This is a genomic window from Paenibacillus sp. P13VS (assembly GCF_015143645.1).
Lineage (GTDB): Bacteria > Bacillota > Bacilli > Paenibacillales > Paenibacillaceae > Paenibacillus > Paenibacillus xylanilyticus_A.
In genome coordinates, this window is the sequence record NZ_WYEV01000001.1 from 228770 (window position 1) to 245681 (window position 16912).

The window sequence follows — 16912 nt, forward strand, 5'->3', positions numbered from 1 at the left end:
ATCTATTGACCATGAAAGAGGCTGATTTTTTTTGCTGTATCAAGTGACCTATTCCTCTAATGAATTCCGGGTTAAAGCGTATATGTATCTGCCCGAAGGCTGTATAATCTCTTCTTCTTGCCACAAGCAAGAGACGAAGGAACATATTGAAGCATGCAGCACGGACTTATTACATGATGTGAAATTCCGGCTGCTGGCAACTCGTTATCCTCCAACGCAAATCAATAACCTTAAGCAAGAAAGTTGGCCTGTTCTTATCTATTGTCGCGGAGGCTTTGGCAACTATGGCGGTGTAAAAACGGCCTGGGTGGAGCAGTTTGCGCACAAAGGGTACATCGTGTTCGCTCCCTCCTATCGCGGGAATGAGGGCAGCGAAGGGCGGGACGAGTATGGTGGACATGATATTGAAGACGTGCGAGCCGTATACCGGCTAGTACAAGCACTTCCATATGCCGATTCCTCGCGTATTTCGCTTATGGGATTCTCCCGCGGGGCCATCAATGCCGTGCATACAGCTACCTTTTTCAACGAAGGCCCCCACCATGTACATAAACTTGTGTTGTGGAGCGGAGTTGCCGATGTCGAACGGACATATCAGGAACGAACCGACCTAAGACGCACATTGAAACGGATTCTGGGCGGATCGCCCCGTGCTGTTCCCGAAGCCTATCTTGCCCGTTCTCCGCTGGCTGCCGCCTCCAAGCTTCGCTGTCCCGTATTGATCATGCATGGTACAGAAGATACTCAAGTCAACTATAGTCATGGAACCCGGATGTATCATTGGTTGAAGCGAAGAGGAATCGAAGTGACCTTTCATGCCTATGCGGGACAGAATCACTTGTTCCATGACCGTATCCATGCAGCCGCGGTAAACAACATGTTTGATTGGCTTGCTTCACCTTAATTCCACACCATAAGTGAACGTACCGTCTTTATTTTATGAGATGATGCTGTATACTTGAGGGGTTGAGCATTTCTTGAAAGGACGGATTCACCATGCAGCAACCTCTGCAAAAGTATTCACTTCTGCTTCTATGTCTAGCGGCCGGAATGGTCGATGTCATTGGATATCTGGGACTGGGGCATGTACTTACCGCGAATATGACCGGCAATATCGTACTGCTTGGAATCGCGATAGCCCGTGCGCAGGAGTTTATCGTGCTGCGTTCCCTTATTGCTCTGGCGGGCTTCATTGCCGGCAATGCCATTGCCGCACGCATGATCGGTACCAACCATACCAAAAACGGATGGTCACCCCGTGTAACCCGTGTTTTTGTTGTCGAAAGCATCCTGCTTCTGATATTCGCGATCGTTATGGTCAGCCCTTATTCAGAACAGCTTGCCTATCTGTTAATCGCCATACTAGCTGCTGCTATGGGAATGCAGACTACAGCTGCACGGCGGATCGGTATCGCCGGGATCTCCACCACTGTGCTGACAAACAATCTTGCCGCAGTCGTCGAAGATGCCGTAAGCATTATGCAGCGTCTCCGGCACACGAGTATAGGTTCACTGATGAAGGCTTTATCCAATGACTCGTACTTGCGGGTGTTTGCCGTAATCATTTATCTGATTGGTGTCATTGTCGCGGCGCTTATGTTTCATAACATTCCTATGATTGCGGTCTGGATACCTGTTGTCGTGGTTGGAGGCGTGACTTTGCTTGCCCTAGACCGGTTTAACGATCAGCAAGATGGTACAGCAGAACGTTAACATTCGAGTTTGATCTGACATGTCAATCTTCATACGAAACATTCTGGGAGGCATGGAGTATTAGTATTCATTTCAGATATTCTCCATTCGTTTATCGGTTACCATCTCCGGTTATTCGGGATGCCTCCTTCCGAATTAGCTGTACCAGATGCTGCGCTGCAGGTGATAACACCTCACCAGCTCGGGTACACACGGCAATCTTATTTTTCAGATGAATTCCTCGGACATATACACGTGAAAGACGGCCCTCACGCACATCTTCCTTTACGACCAATGAGGATATAAAATTGGCTCCGTAACCGGCCTTTACCGCACTGATCGTTTCATTCAACCCGTTGAACTGCAGCGCAATCCGAGGAGCAGCCACGTTGTTCATACTGCATAGTGAGATTAGCCGCTCACGCGTCGCACTGCCTTCTTCACGCATGATGAAGGGTTCTGCTACCATCTGGGCCAAGTCTACTTCCCGATCCGCATACGGATGCGCTGGATGCACGACAAACCACATGTCATCCTCAAACAATTCATCCCAATGTACCCCTTGATGTGTAACTCCGCTTCCACCGTATACGGCAATCTCAGCCTCATATCGCAGCAGTTGATCAAAAGCCATCCGGGTATTGGTCGTACTGACCACAAGTTCTACATCTTCGTGCGTTTGCTTGAACTTCGCAATCCACCCAGGCAGCAAAAAATTAGAAGGCAAGTACGTTGCCGTTAATCGAATGATGCCTTTTTTCCCTTCCCGCATATCCTGCACAAAGTTTTCCACATCCTGTTCAAGCAAAAACAGACGTTCTGCGTATTCTTTTAACTGCACACCCACATCGGTAAGCACCAGTCGTCTACCCTCTGAAACAAATAAACGAATGCCCAGCTCATGTTCAAATTTCTTCACCTGTGACGAGACCGCAGGCTGGCTAATATTCAGTTCTTCTGCGGCGCGGGTAACGCCGCCATATCTTACGATGGCATGGAATAGTCGTAGTCCGTGCAAATTCATTTCCGTCACTCCTATGTCTTCGATACATAAGTTTAATTTATGTTTTCATATATTATATATATTTTATTTATACATTTGTAATCATTATAGTTGAATTATGAAATTCAAACTATCGTTTTTGGAAAGGAAGAAGCCTTTATGAAAAACACTGAACATTCTTCTCTTGAGCACACTTGGAGTCAGGTCGACGACTATTTGAATCAATTGCTTATTCCCTCGGATCCTCTGCTGGAACAAACGCTTCGCAGGAACACGGAAGCCGGATTGCCAGCCCATGATGTTGCCCCTAACCAAGGTAAATTCCTTCAACTGCTGCTTCAAATCCATGGATCAGCACGTGTGCTTGAAATAGGTACGCTGGGTGCCTACAGCACGATCTGGATGGCAAGAGCACTGCCTGAGCACGGAAAAGTCGTTACGCTAGAAGCTGATCCACATCATGCGGAAATCGCACGCACCAATCTGGTGCAGGCCGGGCTGATCGACAAGGTTGATCTGAGAATTGGACCTGCATTAACAACCCTTCCTGACGTTCAAGAAGACTACAGAGAGCCTTTTGATCTGATCTTCATTGATGCAGACAAACCGAGCAATCCCGATTACCTCCGGTGGGCGCTCCGTCTGTCCCGGCCGGGAAGTCTGATTATCGGGGATAACATCGTCAGAGATGGCGAAGTGATCCATGCAGAGAGTGCAGACCCCAGAGTTCAGGGCGTACGTCAGTTCCTGAAGCTGATCGCCGATCACCCTCGTCTTGAAGCAACTGCACTGCAAACGGTAGGCAGCAAAGGGTATGATGGATTGGTCATCGCTCGTGTCATTGCGTAATTCTGTCTTATGACAAAATAAACAGTGGTCAATTCTTCCGCAAATCCCCCTTTCCTGTTACACTGGAATCACTGCAATGGTAACGACTGGGGGATTACAATTGAGAGTTTTACGACAGATTCATGCTGAGATTCGGGGTTGGTCCCGAAATATTCAACTCTTTTTTCTGGCAAGCATCCTGTATCAGATCGGAAATGGCATGTTCTCGGTTTTGTACAATCTGTACATTCAGGGTCTAGGCTACAATGATACAATGAACGGCCAGATCGTAAGTATTCAATCGTTAGCCACAGCGATCATGTTTGTACCTATCGGACTTGGTGGTGATCGTTTCAGCCGAAAAAGACTGCTAATCGCAGGGGCTTTATTCAGCGGAATCTTTCTTATCGGCCGGTCGTTTGATTATTCGGCGAGCGGCCTGATCTGGTTCGCTGTATTTTCAGGACTATTCGCAGGCGTATTTCAGGTCCTGGCCATTCCTTTTCTCGCCGAAAATGTGAAGAAGAGTCAGCGGTTGAAGATGTTCAGCTACTACTCCTCCCTTGTGCTTGCCTCGCAGGTGCTTGGAAGTCTAGGCGGTGGGGTGTTTGCCGACCTTCTGCACACACTGGGAATCGCCAAGGTTACTGGACTGCAAACCGTATTGTTCATTGGGGGTGCAGCAACTCTGGCCGCATTTATTCCGATGCTGTTTGTATCCGATGATAAAACTCCCGCACAGACTGTCACTACTGGTGCGGTTCCTGCGGTGGTTGCCTCTGAGGATAAAAATCTGCCTGCTACCGAACAGCCTGGGAAATTACCGGACAAAAAGAATGACTCCCGACTGATTGGTCAGTTTGTTATTACTCAATTACTGATTGGGTTCGGCTCCGGGCTGGTTGTCCCTTACCTGAATTTGTATTTTACCAACCGCTTTTCCGTTTCGCTAAGTGCGATGAGCTTACTTATTTCGCTTGGACAAATTATGACGATCGTCTCCATGCTCATCGGGCCGACGCTTGCCGCCAAAGTCGGAAGTGTCCGAGCTGTAGTCCTATTTCAGGTGTTTTCCCTTCCATTTTTGTTGTTGACCGGTTTCACTAACGTACTTTTCATTGCTTCGGTCAGCTTTTTGTTCAGACAAGCTTTGATGAATGCAGCGAATCCGATTCAATCTGCCATTCTGGTAGACAGAGTTTCCGACAAGCGTCGCGGAATTGCCAATTCCCTGATGCAAACTGCATTTATGATTGGGTGGGCAACGATGGGGCCTGTCCAATCCTACCTCGTAACCACATACGGCACGTACTGGGGATACGCCATTACGTTTAGTATTACGGGCGGTTTATACGTGATTTCCTCGCTGATGTACTATATGATGTTTAAAGAACCCAAACCTTCAGCACGTGTTCGGTTAAACTAATCAAGCTGTAGCAAGTTCGCTTAACATGTCGTAGTCCGTCCATAAATAGTGAACTTTCAGAGGACGTATTTTATCATCAGGAGTGATCACACATGGTTCATACTCTTAGTTCAGACTCATACTTACTATCGATACAACCTGATCCAGCAGAAAGACCAAGCGGATGGAACTGATGCATAAGCTCAGTCCCTCCGCCTTTTACCGGTTCATTCTTAGTCTGTGCGTCTCGGTACTCGGCGGACTTCTGTTCACTGCTATCCACACCCCGATTCCCTGGCTGCTCGGCCCCATGGTATTTATGCTGCTTGGATCTCAGGTCGTTAAACTGCCGCTCCTGTGGCCTACATCCATCCGGGATTATGGGATTCTGATCGTCGGTTATTCGATCGGGTTGTCTCTGACAGCAGATGCATTACAGGGCATTCTCCACCAGCTTCCCGTGATGCTGCTCATGACCCTGCTGTTGATTGGATTATGTACGCTAACCGCATACATCGCATCCAAGCTGACTGATTTTGACTTCCCTTCTCTCCTGGTCGGTAGTATTCCAGGCGGGTTGTCCCAAATGGTATCGCTTGCGGAAGAAATGAAGTCCATTAATCTGACGCTGGTCACCTTCTTGCAAGTGACTCGGTTGATCTTGATTGTATTCTGTGTGCCTTTCCTGGTGTTCAGTCCATGGATTGGCGGTGCGGCGAGCGCTGCAGCTGATCCTCAAGCGGCCCAGGCTGCGTCATGGATGAATCTCTTTCCGGAGATTCTACTCTATGGTCCGCTCTGTATAGCTGGTGCCTGGGCTGCTCGTAAGCTTCGTTTTCCTACAGCGTTTATGCTCGGGCCAATGATTGTTATGTGTGTCATTCATCTGACTACAACCATGCAAATATCACCCTTGCCTTCCTCCTTGCTGAATGTTTCGCAGCTGATGATTGGCAGTCATGTGGGTCTCATGCTAAGGCCTCAGCATCTACAGCGCAAAACACAGACCATTACCCTCGCTGTGCTCAGCAGTGTTCTCCTCATTGCGGGCTCGCTTGGGTTAAGTTATGTACTGATGCAGCTGTTTTCTCTTTCAGCCGCTACCTCCCTGCTAAGCATGGCGCCAGGTGGAATGGATCAGATGAGTATCATGGCTCATGAAGTAAATGCCAACTTGTCCGTGGTGTCAGGCTATCAGCTGTTCAGGATCCTTTTTATTTTCTTCATTGTATCCTCCGTGCTAAAGCTGCTTCTCACACACATGCTGAAGAATAAAGAAGAGCGTGCTCATTCCTCCAGATCCTGAGGGACAAGCACACCAAAAAAAGAGTATCCCTTGGTTGTTATCCATGGATACTCTTTGGTTTGATTTTACACGTTGAACTTGTTTCGTACAGGGTTCATTCTTCTTAGACACTTATGAGTACATACGATTATACATCCAGCTGACCACACCTACTGCAACCACTGCAGAAGTAATAACAAAAACATAATAGCGCGTTTTACTTTTCGATCCAGAAGTTTGCTTATCATAGAAGTCCGAGTTTCGTCGATAGAATCCCATCCACAGTTCAGCGATCATATTCGCTGTCATGACCAGAAATTGTTTGACCAGATGCATTAATCCCATGCTCCTCTCTACTCATATAACTTCCATAATAAGTATAATTACCCTTTTTCAATAAAACAACTTCACGTTAGAATCCGGGTTTCGTTTCTTCTTCCAATCGTTTCAAAATATGAAAAGCCTCCTGATCCGAATCTCCACACATATCAACCGAAGCCTGTAATCCACTGCAAACAGCCGGACGATCCGGATGACCAAAGATGCTGCATCGATTATCGGCTGTCAGTTGTACGCACCGTACACCTGCCGGTTTACCATCTTCCATGCCTGGTATCGGTGAAGAGATGGATATGGCGATACAACATGCGGCACAGCCTGTCCTGCATTCCAAAGTAACTCCCCCTTCCAACAGTTGTATCCTAATACATAGATATCATTCACGATTCACCCAAGTCCAGGTACGTGCCAGTCCTTGGGCAATCCTGCGGTTCATGGCACGATTGACGAAGTATCCCCCATGACTGAGTGGATTCCAGCTCCCAATCAAACCACCTGAGTTAATTTCTATATCTTCCTTGACCGCGGCTTCATAAGCCGGATCGATAGGTCGTAATGGATATCCGAGAATATCGTCCCGATCATAAAAATTAACCCATTCCCCCTCCAGCCCGGGAAAGTACTGCTGTGCAGCCATGGAGGAAGGTACCTGAATCGGACTGCTAAAGTCATGATAACGTAGACTCCAGAGTGGCAGCGTCGTTCCAAACGAATAGAAATTGGTTAATGTATCTCCCCGCTCCAATGCAGAGGTTACATCCACGATCGATGGAACGCGGCTCGATGGAAACTGGAGATCATAAAAAAAATTACTGGCAATGACAGCACCCAGGCTATGAGCAATCACGCAGAGCGGAGTTTCGGGACCGTTGCGCTGTGCGAGTACATGCATGGCTCGGTTGAGGGTCCTGTGTACAGCGTCATAATTATGGCCTTGATGCTCAACTGGCTGATAGGCGACAGCATCCGCCAGATAGTGGATCACAAATCTGCGCAGCACCTGATAATTCAACTGCTGAGAGCTTACCAGCTGTTGGAACAGCGCCTCTTCCCTCTCTTCAAAGACATCCGCCCAGAAGACCGGCTCAATGTCCAAATATTTCTCCGCTGCTCCACGCATGACCATCACTTGGTCAAATTCCTTATGCAAACGTGAAATCAATTTATCCGCATAATCATCCTTTTGCATACCCAGTCCATGTATAACCATCACTGCTACACGCGTCATGGCTCTCCTCCTATCGTTCTTCGCACTAGGAACTCTCCTCAGAACCATATGAATAATTCATCCGTAACATGCATACACGCGGTGATCAACGATAGTCTATTTTAAATTTTAGTTATACATAGTGTATCATGACCCCAAAGAAAAACGAACCAGTTCCAGGCTCGCAGACCTGTACTGGTTCGTTTTGAATAGAAGAAAGCAAATATTTTAAAAGCTCAGGTGGGTAATTATCCCTTCAAATGAACGGTTAGTATACCATTGCGATTCGATGAAACGTCACCAGTAGTGACTTCTACCCGATCAACCATATCCTGACCATCCGGAATAATGATTGGTGTAATGAGCGGATGTCCAGCAGCTTCAATGACATTACGATCAAATTCGAGCAGCGTCTGTCCGGCTCTAACATGTTCACCAGCTTCGACGTGCATGTTGAAGCCCTCGCCTTTCAGTGATACCGTGTTGATCCCAACATGGATCAAAATTTGCAAGCCGCTTGCATGTTCCAGAATGACCGCATGTTTGCTCTTGATAACATGTGCAACCTGGGCATCAAACGGGGCAACCACTCGATTGCCTGAAGGTTCAATGGCTACCCCTTCACCCATCTGTTTCTCGGCAAAAGCCGGATCCGGTACCTGGTCCAGCGGAACCGCTGTTCCTGTTAATGGGGCCATGACTTCCAGCGTGTTCACCGGTTCGTCTCCCACTTGTGCATTTGTGCGTGTCCGTTCGGCTGCGGCTGCTTCCTCACCCGAAACCGCTGTATTGCTCGCAGAGACTGCGGTTGTTTTGCTTCCGGTTACTGCTTCAGCGTTAGTGCTGCGATCTTGCTTTCTCAACTTCGCTCTGCCGAAAATCACCGTCAGAACGAATGGAACGATGAGCACAATCGCCATGCCAATGAAGAACACTCCCCATTTGTTCGGGAAGATGGACAGGAATCCGGGAACTCCACCTACACCGATGGAGGTCGCCTGGACATTATTCATGGTCAACAGAACGCCACCAATGGCTGAACCTACCATACCGAAGATAAACGGATAACGATAACGGATGTTTACCCCGAAGATGGCAGGCTCCGTAACACCGAGGAAAGCTGATACGGATGAAGTAGCCGCAAGCCCGCGCATCTTCTGTTCGCGTAGAACCAGCATCATCGCAAGTGCTGCAGAGCCTTGGGCGATATTGGACAGCGCCAGCATCGGCCACAAGAATGTACCTCCCTGACTACCAATCAATTGTACATCGACCGCCAGGAACGTATGGTGCATACCGGTAATAACCAGCAATGCATACAGACCACCATAGATTAGACCTCCAAGGGCCGCATAGGATTCATAAATATAAATCAGGCCAGATGTAATCGCATTCGCAATGGCGAATGTAACGGGACCAATGATGGTAAATGCAAGGAATCCGGTAACAAGTAACGTTATAGGGGCAACGACTAGCAGCTTGACGGAGTCATGCACCCTTTTGTTCAGGAAAATCTCAATTTTGGCCAGCAGGTAAGCTGAAACCAATACCGGCAGAACCTGGCCTTGATAACCAATCTTCTCAATGTGCCAGCCGAAGAGATTCCAGGTCGGCACGGTACCTTCATTTACTGCATTCGCATAGCTGTAAGCACTCAGCAGATCAGGGTGCACCAGGATCAGCCCAAGCACAATCCCCAGCAGCGGGCTTCCGCCGAATCTTTTTACTGCTGCCCATCCAATTAAGGCAGGAAGGAAGGTAAAGGCAGTGCTTGCAATGGTATTAATGATGGACGCCAGGTCCTTCCATGCCGGGTAGACATCAACCAGCGATTGTTCATCAAAAAATATGCCCGGTCCTGTCAAAATATTGTTGATTCCGAGCAGGAGACCTGCCGTAATAATGGCAGGCAGGATCGGAATAAAAATGTCTGACAGCGTTTTGATTGCGCGTTGGATCGGATTTTGCTTTTTGCCGGCAGCTGCCTTCACATCGTCCTTGGACGCACGGTCACCGCCGGTAATCTGGATCATCTCATCGTATACCTTATCGACAAGTCCAGGTCCGATAACAACCTGGAATTGTCCTTGCGATGAAAATTGCCCTTTGACCAGGTCATTCTGATCCAGACCTTCAGTATCCACTTTACTCTCATCATACAAGGCGAACCGGAGTCGTGTGACACAGTGCGTCGCAGCTTCGATGTTTTCTTTTCCACCGACTGCCCGTACGATCTCCTCAACCTGTTTTCTATCGATTGCCATGTTGTCACTTCCTATTTAGATAATGTAATTTAGTCCTGTTGTGGTACAAGCCACATATAAGAAGCGTACGGACTAAGTGAGATCACTTGATCCAGAGCAGGTGCCACGTCTGTGTTGCCAATAAGCAGTTCAGCCATTTTACCGGATACATGATCATTCCAGACCGCTGCTGGGAGTGAGAAGGATACTTCTCTCTCGCTGAAGTTGGACACAACGATCAATGTTGCATTGCCATTTGTCCGGGCATAAGCGAATACTTCGGGATGTGCATCATCCAGGCGCTCATACAGACCGTCTGTCAGTACGGGGATCTGTTTGCGCAGCGCAATGAGCTTGCGATAGTGATAGTAGATCGAATTCGGATCAGCCAATTGTTCAGCTACATTTGTCGAAGGGTAACGTTCATCTACTTTGATCCAAGGTGTACCTGTTGTGAATCCGGCGTTCTTGCTGTCATCCCATTGCATCGGCGTTCGGGAGTTGTCTCGGGAGCGCTCTTTCACGATGGCAAAGGCTTCTTCCGCTGACTTTCCGCGTTCTTCCTGAAGCAAACGATACATATTCGTGGATTCAATGTCACGGAATTCGCTTACGTCATTCCAGACGGGATTCGGCATTCCGATCTCTTCACCTTGATAGACATAAGGCGTACCCTGCATGCCGTGGATGGTTGTTGCCAGCATTTTGGCACTCTCGGCACGGTAGTCCCCATCATCCGCGAAACGGGACAACGCTCTCGGCTGATCATGGTTGTTAAGGAAGAGTGCATTCCAGCCGCCACCTGCCTGCATTCCTGTCTGCCACTCACTGAACAAACGTTTCATCGCTTCAAAATCATAAGGCATCAATTCCCACTTCTGCCCATTCGGGTAATCCACCTTCAGGTGATGGAAATTGAACGTCATTGAAAATTCACGGGAAGCCGGATTCGAGTAGCGGATGCAATGTTCCAGTGTTGTGGAAGACATCTCTCCAACCGTTACCATGTTGTAAGGACCAAATACTTCCTCATACATCTCGGTGATATATTCATGAACACGTGGTCCGTCCGTATAGAACTTGCGTCCATCGCCTGGGCCTTCGCTGCCGTCATCATTCGGAAAACGCTGATCCTTGGAGATTAGGTTAATGACGTCCATCCGGAAACCATCTACACCCTTTTCTGCCCAAAACTTGATCATGTCCCTTACCGCCTTGCGAACCTGTTCGTTTTCCCAGTTCAGATCGGCCTGGGTTTTGTCAAACAAAGTCAGGAAGTACTGCCCTGTCTGCTCGTCGTACTGCCAAGCCGGTCCACCGAATTTGGACTGCCAGTTGTTCGGTACGCCGCCGTCCGGAGCCGGATCTTTCCAAATGTAATAATCCCGGTACGGATTATCCTTGGATGAACGCGCTTGCTTGAACCATTCATGTTCCGTGGACGAGTGGTTCACCACAATATCAATCATCAGTTTCATATCACGAGCCTTCAGGCCCTTCAATAATTCATCAAAATCTTCCATCGTACCAAAGTCCGGATTAATCTCGTAATAGTCCGCTACGTCGTAACCATTATCATTCTGCGGAGATACATATACCGGCTGCAGCCACACAATATCAATTCCGAGGTGCTGCAAATAATCGAGCTTCTCGGTCAGCCCCCGAATATCCCCGGTACCTGAACCCGTGGTGTCGTTGAAGCTCTTGGGATATACCTGATACACCGTGGAGGTTCTCCACCACGATGAGGAAGTTGTATCGTTTGAACTCATGTTAACGCCTCCAATAAGTTGTATTGCACATGATCAAGATTTCAGTTAACTACATTTCTATATTACATAAGTAAACATGTATATACAAGTTGAAACTGCATCATACCTAGAATATTCCTCTTCTACACATTCCCCATTAATAATCGCCCTGTAACATAAAATAGCAGGTTTGCGTTTGGCAACTCCCTGATACATGTATTGGTGAACGCAAATAAACGTCTGCTTCCGCAGTGACTGCACTGCAAAAACAGACGCCTTTATGGTTGGTAGGTTCCCCCTTGTAAGGTAGATACTTGTGAATCAAGACTCTGGCCTTTCTAAAGCATTTCGGGCGATACAGCTCTTTTCCCTTGTTCAGACCTACTTACTGACTTTGATGATAGCGAGGCCTGTTCTTCACGTTCCAGTTCGGCGGCGCTAATCTCACCCGAAAGAACGGCACGCATGCGCTTCTGATCCAGCAGGCCTTCCCATTTCGCTACGACGAATGCGGCCACGCAATTGCCCATCAGATTAGTGAAGACACGCATCGTGTCCATGAAACGATCTGCTCCAAGCAGCAGCGCAACTGCTGCAACCGGGAATGCATTGAGCGCAGCGGCAGTAGCCGATAATGCAAGAAAGGCAGAACCGGGAACACCAGCCATCCCCTTAGAGCTTAGCATCAACACAAGAAGGATCGTGATCTCTTGTCCAAGCGTCAGGTCGATGCCTACAGCTTGAGCCAGAAATACAGTTGCAAGGGATAGATAGATTGAAGCACCATCCAGATTGAACGAGTACCCTGTCGGAACCACGAGACCAACAACGGCTCGGTCACATCCCGCTTTCGTCAGCTTATCCATCATACGCGGCATAACTACTTCGGATGAACCCGTTCCAATCGCCAGCATGACTTCAGAACGGGTATATTTTACAAATTGTAAAAAATTAAGACCGGTGATCCACCAAGCCGCAAGTGCAAGCATCACCAGGAACAACAAGGCCGCTCCATAGCAGGCAATAATAAGCATCCCGAATGAGGAGAGCGTCGAGGCTCCATACGCTCCAACCGTGTAGGCCATGGCACCAAACGCTCCAATTGGAGCAAGTTTCATAATGTATCCAATAATCCGGAACAGAATTCCCAGTATATTCTCAATCAATGTGAGCACATTTTCCTTTGCTTTGTTCTCGGTTGCCGCCAGTGCCACTCCAAACAGACAGGCTACAAGCAGTACTTGCAACAATGCATTTTGTGCGAAAGCGTCCACAACACTGGTCGGAATGATGTTCATGATAAAATCAACCACATGCGGCAGCTCGGATCCGTTCGTTTTGGCTTCAACGCCGCTCGCATCAAGTGTTGAAGGATCAACATTCATGCTTGCACCGGGACGGAGCAGGTTGGCTGTACCGAGACCAAGGACGAGAGCAATGGTCGTTGCAATTTCAAACCATAGAATCGCTTTGAGTCCAATTCGCCCGACCGACTTCAAATCACCAATTTTAGCAATACCTGTAACGATCACCATGAAAATAAGAGGTGCAATGATCATTTTAATTAATTTGATGAAGCCTGTTCCAAGCGGTTGCAGTAAGCTGCCCAAATCAGGCCACAAGATACCTAACACCTATCCCGATGATCACCGCGACAATAATTTGGAAAAACAATGATTTCATAAATGACATGAATGTTCCCCCTATTTTCCGTTCCATTCAGAACGTTGTTTACGTGTAGTTTTTTATAACATCCTCAACCAGCCTGCAACAATGAAAAATCAATATTTTTGTGATATTTACCAACTGCAAGTCCACTTTTTGAACCTGAAACCGAAAAAAAGCGAATATCACGTCAGTTATCATAACGTGATATTCGCCTTTGGCCGTATATTTAAATTTTATAAAATAGTGTTCATGTACAAAAACGATTACGGAATGGGACATTACGTGCTGACCATAATAATCATTCCATTCAATTAAAGCGTGATGGATTCGCCTGGTGCAAGGACCTGACCTTTCAGTCCTTTGGCAGCAAGTTGCTGTACAAAGTTCTCAGAATCCTGACGGATCAACGGGAATGTATCATAGTGCACAGGAATGGTCAGTTCTGCATTAAACCACTCCGCAGCTTGCAGTGCGTCTTCTGGGCCCATTGTGAAATGCCCGCCAATCGGCAGAAAAGCGACGTCGATCTGATGACGGTCACCAATCATTTTCATATCGCTGAACAAGCTTGTATCTCCGGCATGCAGAATGGTTTTACCACCTATTTTAATGATGAATCCTGCAGGCATTCCTGCATACATGATTCGCTGTTCCTCTTCAAGCACAATCCCCGAAGAATGGAACGCCTGAATCATTTTGGCCTGAGCAAAATCCAGATCTACTGTTCCGCCCATATTCATGCCAATGGTGTCCAGCCCTTTCCAGGACATGTATGTAGCCAGCTCCACGATGGCGACGACCTTGGCATTATTTGCCTTGGCAATCGGTTCGGCGTCGAGAATATGATCCATATGTGCATGCGTCAGCAAAACGGCATCGGTTTTGATGTCTTCCGGCTTGGTCACGGCCAGTTCATTGCCACGCAGGAACGGATCGATAATTAAAGACTTCTCCTCCGTACCCAATTGTACGCTGGAGTGTCCATGGTACGTTATTTTCAACATCTTAAGTCCTCCTGACGATTGGATGTGAGCAGCCTCATTTCTCAAGTTCCGCTGTGTTCACATCCATCATAATGGCATTTACCTACTTTATTATAAATCATACTGTTTGCGGGAAGCAAAATGTCGCTTTCAGGATTGCAAACGGTAGACTCTGGCTTCATACGGTTGCAGTAAAATGGTACCTTCATCCGTTGAATACCGTCTTTTCACATTGCTGATGACCAGCTTCGCACGTTCCTCTGTCCAGCCTTCTGGCCAGTGCATCTCTGGTTCATGCCCTCGAAAATTAAGAATGATAAGCATCTTCTCGTCATCCAGCGTACGTGTGTAGGCATAGATGTCCGGATCATCTGGCAAGAGCAGTTCATACTCACCGTAGATCAGCACTTTGCTCTTCTTCCGGAGGGCAATCAGCTTGCGATAATAATGCAATACGGACCCGGGGTCATTTTCAGCAGAAGCCACATTGATCTCTGTGTAGTTATCGTTGACCTGAATCCATGGCTCGCCTTCCGTAAACCCTGCATGCTTCGTGTCATCCCATTGCATGGGTGTACGTGCGTTATCCCTGCTTTTCAGCCAGATCGCCTTCATAATGTCATTTTTGTCCCGCCCTTGGGCGATATAATGCCTGTAATAATTCATCGTTTCAATGTCTCGATACTGCTCGATATTGGGAAATGCAACGTTCGTCATGCCGATCTCCTCACCCTGATAGATGTAAGGCGTTCCTTCAAGGGTAAGCATCCAGGTAGCCAGCATCTGAGCAGACCGAACCCTGTAACGGCCATCGTCTCCGAAACGGGAAACCGGACGCGGCTGATCATGATTGCCCATATAGTTGGCATTCCAGCCTCTACCGTGCAGGACTGTCTGCCAGCGGCTCATGATTTCTTTCAGTTCGGTCAGCTTCCACTCCTTGTAATTCCACTTCCCTATCCCGGAAGATTTGGCGTCCACAAACATATGCTCAAACTGAAACACCATGTTCAGCTCGTTGCGATCTGTTCCCACGTAAGCAAGGGCCTGCTCCGGGCCCAGACCTGATGTTTCTCCGACGGTCATGGGACCATACGGCTTCAGAATCATGTCGTTTAGCTTGTTCAATATGGAATGGACTTGTTCCAGGTTGGAGAACAGCTGATATGCTGGGACAACCGGCTGATTGTCAGGATTGTGTGCACTGGGCAGTCCTTCAGCCTTGGCAATATGGGCTACCGCATCAAAACGGAACCCGTCCACCCCTTTTTGCAGCCACCAATGCACCATTTCGTACATCTCCTCGGCCATTTGTGGATTGTTCCAATTCAAATCAGGCTGATGCTCGGAGTACAAGTGCAGATAGTATTCGTTCGTTTCGGGATCATGCTTCCACACGGACCCACCGAAATAGGATTCCCAGTTATTCGGTACTTGACCGTTCTTACCTGATCGCCATATGTAATAATCCCGTTTGGGATTGACCTTGGAGGAGCGGGATTCAGCAAACCAAGCATGCTCATCCGATGTGTGATTCAGTACCAGATCCATCATGATTTTGAGTCCTCTGCTGTGAGCCGCTGCGAGCAACCGGTCAAAATCCTCCATCGTACCGAATTTGCGCATAATGGCATAGTAATCACTGATATCATAACCGTTATCATGTCCGGGAGATTCATAAATGGGACAGATCCAGATGACGTCGATCCCCAGATCCGTCAAATAATCAAGCTTTTCATAAATGCCCTGCAAGTCCCCGTGACCATCACCATCCGAATCCTTGAAACTGATGGGATAGATCTGATATACAACACTCTCTTTCCACCACACGATGTGGATCACCCCGTTTCCGCTCTTCATTAATTTTTGTCCGCACATTCGCTTTATTCCGATATCTGTCATGAACATAGGTCATTTAGGTACAGAACAACCCGTTAATATGTTTTATCCGAAATGCCGACTGTATAAACACAAACGTGTCCCGAAGCACACAAAAAAAGACCAAAATGAATCCCGCCTGAGTGGCAGACTTCTATTCCGATCTCCTTCTCATTATGAATTGTATGAACAGACGAAATGCAATATAACCGATCCAGGCACCAAGGGTATTGAGGATGATGTCATCCACGTCAAACGAACCCACACGCAAAAGCAGCTGCGCCAATTCAACGGCAAGCAGCAGCAAAATAACGGTCCATGTAAATTTCAACCCCGTTCGGCATGAACGGAACAACCAGGGAATCCATATGCCCAGTGGGATAAACAATACAATATTACCGAACAGATTTTTCACCCAAGCCTCCGTACTGTATCTTTCCCTCTCTAGTAACAAGGGTCCGATCGTATCGAGCGGAACAAGATTGTATTGATAACGCTCCCCTGTGACCCTTCCATGGATAAATAACAAATCCCCCATAATCCATAGGTATGCTATTGCAAAAACGGCAACCAGGAGCACGACCCAGGGCTTGTATATTCCCCTACCTTTTTGCATGACTGTATTCCTCC

General features: G+C 47.7%; 15 protein-coding genes. 5 read left to right on the forward strand and 10 right to left on the reverse strand.

The annotated features are described in order from the left end of the window. The first annotated feature begins 31 nt into the window (after nt 1-31). Both GUA98_RS00940 and GUA98_RS00945 read left to right on the forward strand, forming a co-directional pair. Nucleotides 32-904: an alpha/beta hydrolase family protein gene (locus GUA98_RS00940; RefSeq protein WP_227779323.1), complete on the forward strand. Its 873-nt coding sequence runs from the start codon at nt 32-34 to the stop codon at nt 902-904. 92 nt (nt 905-996) lie between these two features. Continuing rightward, nucleotides 997-1713 carry a YoaK family protein gene (locus tag GUA98_RS00945; protein WP_193721788.1) on the forward strand — a complete coding sequence of 239 codons (717 nt, stop codon included), beginning with the start codon at nt 997-999 and terminating at the stop codon, nt 1711-1713. Between the two features lie 91 nt (nt 1714-1804). Here the strand turns inward: GUA98_RS00945 and GUA98_RS00950 are convergent, their stop codons facing one another. After that, complete coding sequence (locus GUA98_RS00950; RefSeq protein ID WP_193721789.1) at nt 1805-2716, reverse strand: LysR family transcriptional regulator; 912 nt, start codon at nt 2714-2716, stop codon at nt 1805-1807. A gap of 138 nt (nt 2717-2854) precedes the next feature. Between GUA98_RS00950 and GUA98_RS00955 the strand changes: the two genes are divergently transcribed. The 3 genes from GUA98_RS00955 to GUA98_RS00965 all read left to right on the forward strand — a co-directional run bounded on the left by GUA98_RS00955 (nt 2855) and on the right by GUA98_RS00965 (nt 6234). After that, nucleotides 2855-3544, forward strand: a complete 690-nt coding sequence (locus GUA98_RS00955; RefSeq protein ID WP_193721790.1) for an O-methyltransferase — start codon at nt 2855-2857, stop codon at nt 3542-3544. Nucleotides 3545-3620: 76 nt separating this feature from the next. Further along, nucleotides 3621-4949, forward strand: a complete 1329-nt coding sequence (locus GUA98_RS00960) for an MFS transporter (protein ID WP_193721791.1) — start codon at nt 3621-3623, stop codon at nt 4947-4949. A 163-nt stretch (nt 4950-5112) separates the two neighbouring features. After that, nucleotides 5113-6234 carry an AbrB family transcriptional regulator gene (locus GUA98_RS00965; protein ID WP_227779325.1) on the forward strand — a complete coding sequence of 374 codons (1122 nt, stop codon included), beginning with the start codon at nt 5113-5115 and terminating at the stop codon, nt 6232-6234. 111 nt (nt 6235-6345) lie between these two features. Here GUA98_RS00965 and GUA98_RS00970 read toward each other — a convergent pair whose 3' ends face one another. The 9 genes from GUA98_RS00970 to GUA98_RS01010 all read right to left on the reverse strand — a co-directional run bounded on the left by GUA98_RS00970 (nt 6346) and on the right by GUA98_RS01010 (nt 16898). After that, complete coding sequence (locus GUA98_RS00970; protein ID WP_193721792.1) at nt 6346-6558, reverse strand: hypothetical protein; 213 nt, start codon at nt 6556-6558, stop codon at nt 6346-6348. A gap of 67 nt (nt 6559-6625) precedes the next feature. Then, nucleotides 6626-6886, reverse strand: a complete 261-nt coding sequence (locus GUA98_RS00975; RefSeq protein ID WP_095287548.1) for a YkgJ family cysteine cluster protein — start codon at nt 6884-6886, stop codon at nt 6626-6628. Nucleotides 6887-6928: 42 nt separating this feature from the next. Beyond that, nucleotides 6929-7780 carry a chemotaxis protein gene (locus tag GUA98_RS00980; protein ID WP_193721793.1) on the reverse strand — a complete coding sequence of 284 codons (852 nt, stop codon included), beginning with the start codon at nt 7778-7780 and terminating at the stop codon, nt 6929-6931. Between the two features lie 227 nt (nt 7781-8007). Then, the gene (treP, locus tag GUA98_RS00985) at nt 8008-10023 is read right to left on the reverse strand and encodes a PTS system trehalose-specific EIIBC component (RefSeq protein WP_153978162.1); all 2016 of its coding nucleotides are present in this window, start codon (nt 10021-10023) and stop codon (nt 8008-8010) included. Nucleotides 10024-10052: 29 nt separating this feature from the next. After that, nucleotides 10053-11774 (reverse strand): alpha,alpha-phosphotrehalase, encoded by a 1722-nt coding sequence (treC, locus tag GUA98_RS00990; protein WP_193721794.1) that lies wholly within the window; start codon nt 11772-11774, stop codon nt 10053-10055. Between the two features lie 317 nt (nt 11775-12091). Further along, nucleotides 12092-13375: a cation:dicarboxylate symporter family transporter gene (locus GUA98_RS00995; RefSeq protein ID WP_227779326.1), complete on the reverse strand. Its 1284-nt coding sequence runs from the start codon at nt 13373-13375 to the stop codon at nt 12092-12094. Between the two features lie 357 nt (nt 13376-13732). Continuing rightward, nucleotides 13733-14425, reverse strand: a complete 693-nt coding sequence (locus tag GUA98_RS01000; protein WP_153978159.1) for a metal-dependent hydrolase — start codon at nt 14423-14425, stop codon at nt 13733-13735. Between the two features lie 129 nt (nt 14426-14554). Further along, the gene (locus tag GUA98_RS01005) at nt 14555-16264 is read right to left on the reverse strand and encodes a glycoside hydrolase family 13 protein (protein ID WP_227779341.1); all 1710 of its coding nucleotides are present in this window, start codon (nt 16262-16264) and stop codon (nt 14555-14557) included. A gap of 172 nt (nt 16265-16436) precedes the next feature. Then, on the reverse strand, nt 16437-16898 hold the full coding sequence (locus tag GUA98_RS01010) for a VanZ family protein (RefSeq protein ID WP_193721795.1): 462 nt from the start codon (nt 16896-16898) through the stop codon (nt 16437-16439). Nucleotides 16899-16912 lie beyond the last annotated feature (14 nt).

Coding starts and splice junctions, on each gene's coding strand:
- GUA98_RS00945 (WP_193721788.1), top strand. CDS start 997: ATGCAGCAACCTCTGCAAAAGTATTCACTTCTGCTTCTATGTCTAGCG.
- GUA98_RS00965 (WP_227779325.1), top strand. CDS start 5,113: ATGGAACTGATGCATAAGCTCAGTCCCTCCGCCTTTTACCGGTTCATT.
- GUA98_RS01000 (WP_153978159.1), bottom strand. CDS start 14,425: ATGTTGAAAATAACGTACCATGGACACTCCAGCGTACAATTGGGTACG.
- GUA98_RS00955 (WP_193721790.1), top strand. CDS start 2,855: ATGAAAAACACTGAACATTCTTCTCTTGAGCACACTTGGAGTCAGGTC.
- GUA98_RS01010 (WP_193721795.1), bottom strand. CDS start 16,898: ATGCAAAAAGGTAGGGGAATATACAAGCCCTGGGTCGTGCTCCTGGTT.
- GUA98_RS00980 (WP_193721793.1), bottom strand. CDS start 7,780: ATGACGCGTGTAGCAGTGATGGTTATACATGGACTGGGTATGCAAAAG.
- GUA98_RS00970 (WP_193721792.1), bottom strand. CDS start 6,558: ATGGGATTAATGCATCTGGTCAAACAATTTCTGGTCATGACAGCGAAT.
- treC (WP_193721794.1), bottom strand. CDS start 11,774: ATGAGTTCAAACGATACAACTTCCTCATCGTGGTGGAGAACCTCCACG.
- GUA98_RS00950 (WP_193721789.1), bottom strand. CDS start 2,716: ATGAATTTGCACGGACTACGACTATTCCATGCCATCGTAAGATATGGC.
- GUA98_RS00960 (WP_193721791.1), top strand. CDS start 3,621: ATGGTAACGACTGGGGGATTACAATTGAGAGTTTTACGACAGATTCAT.
- GUA98_RS01005 (WP_227779341.1), bottom strand. CDS start 16,264: ATGAAGAGCGGAAACGGGGTGATCCACATCGTGTGGTGGAAAGAGAGT.
- treP (WP_153978162.1), bottom strand. CDS start 10,023: ATGGCAATCGATAGAAAACAGGTTGAGGAGATCGTACGGGCAGTCGGT.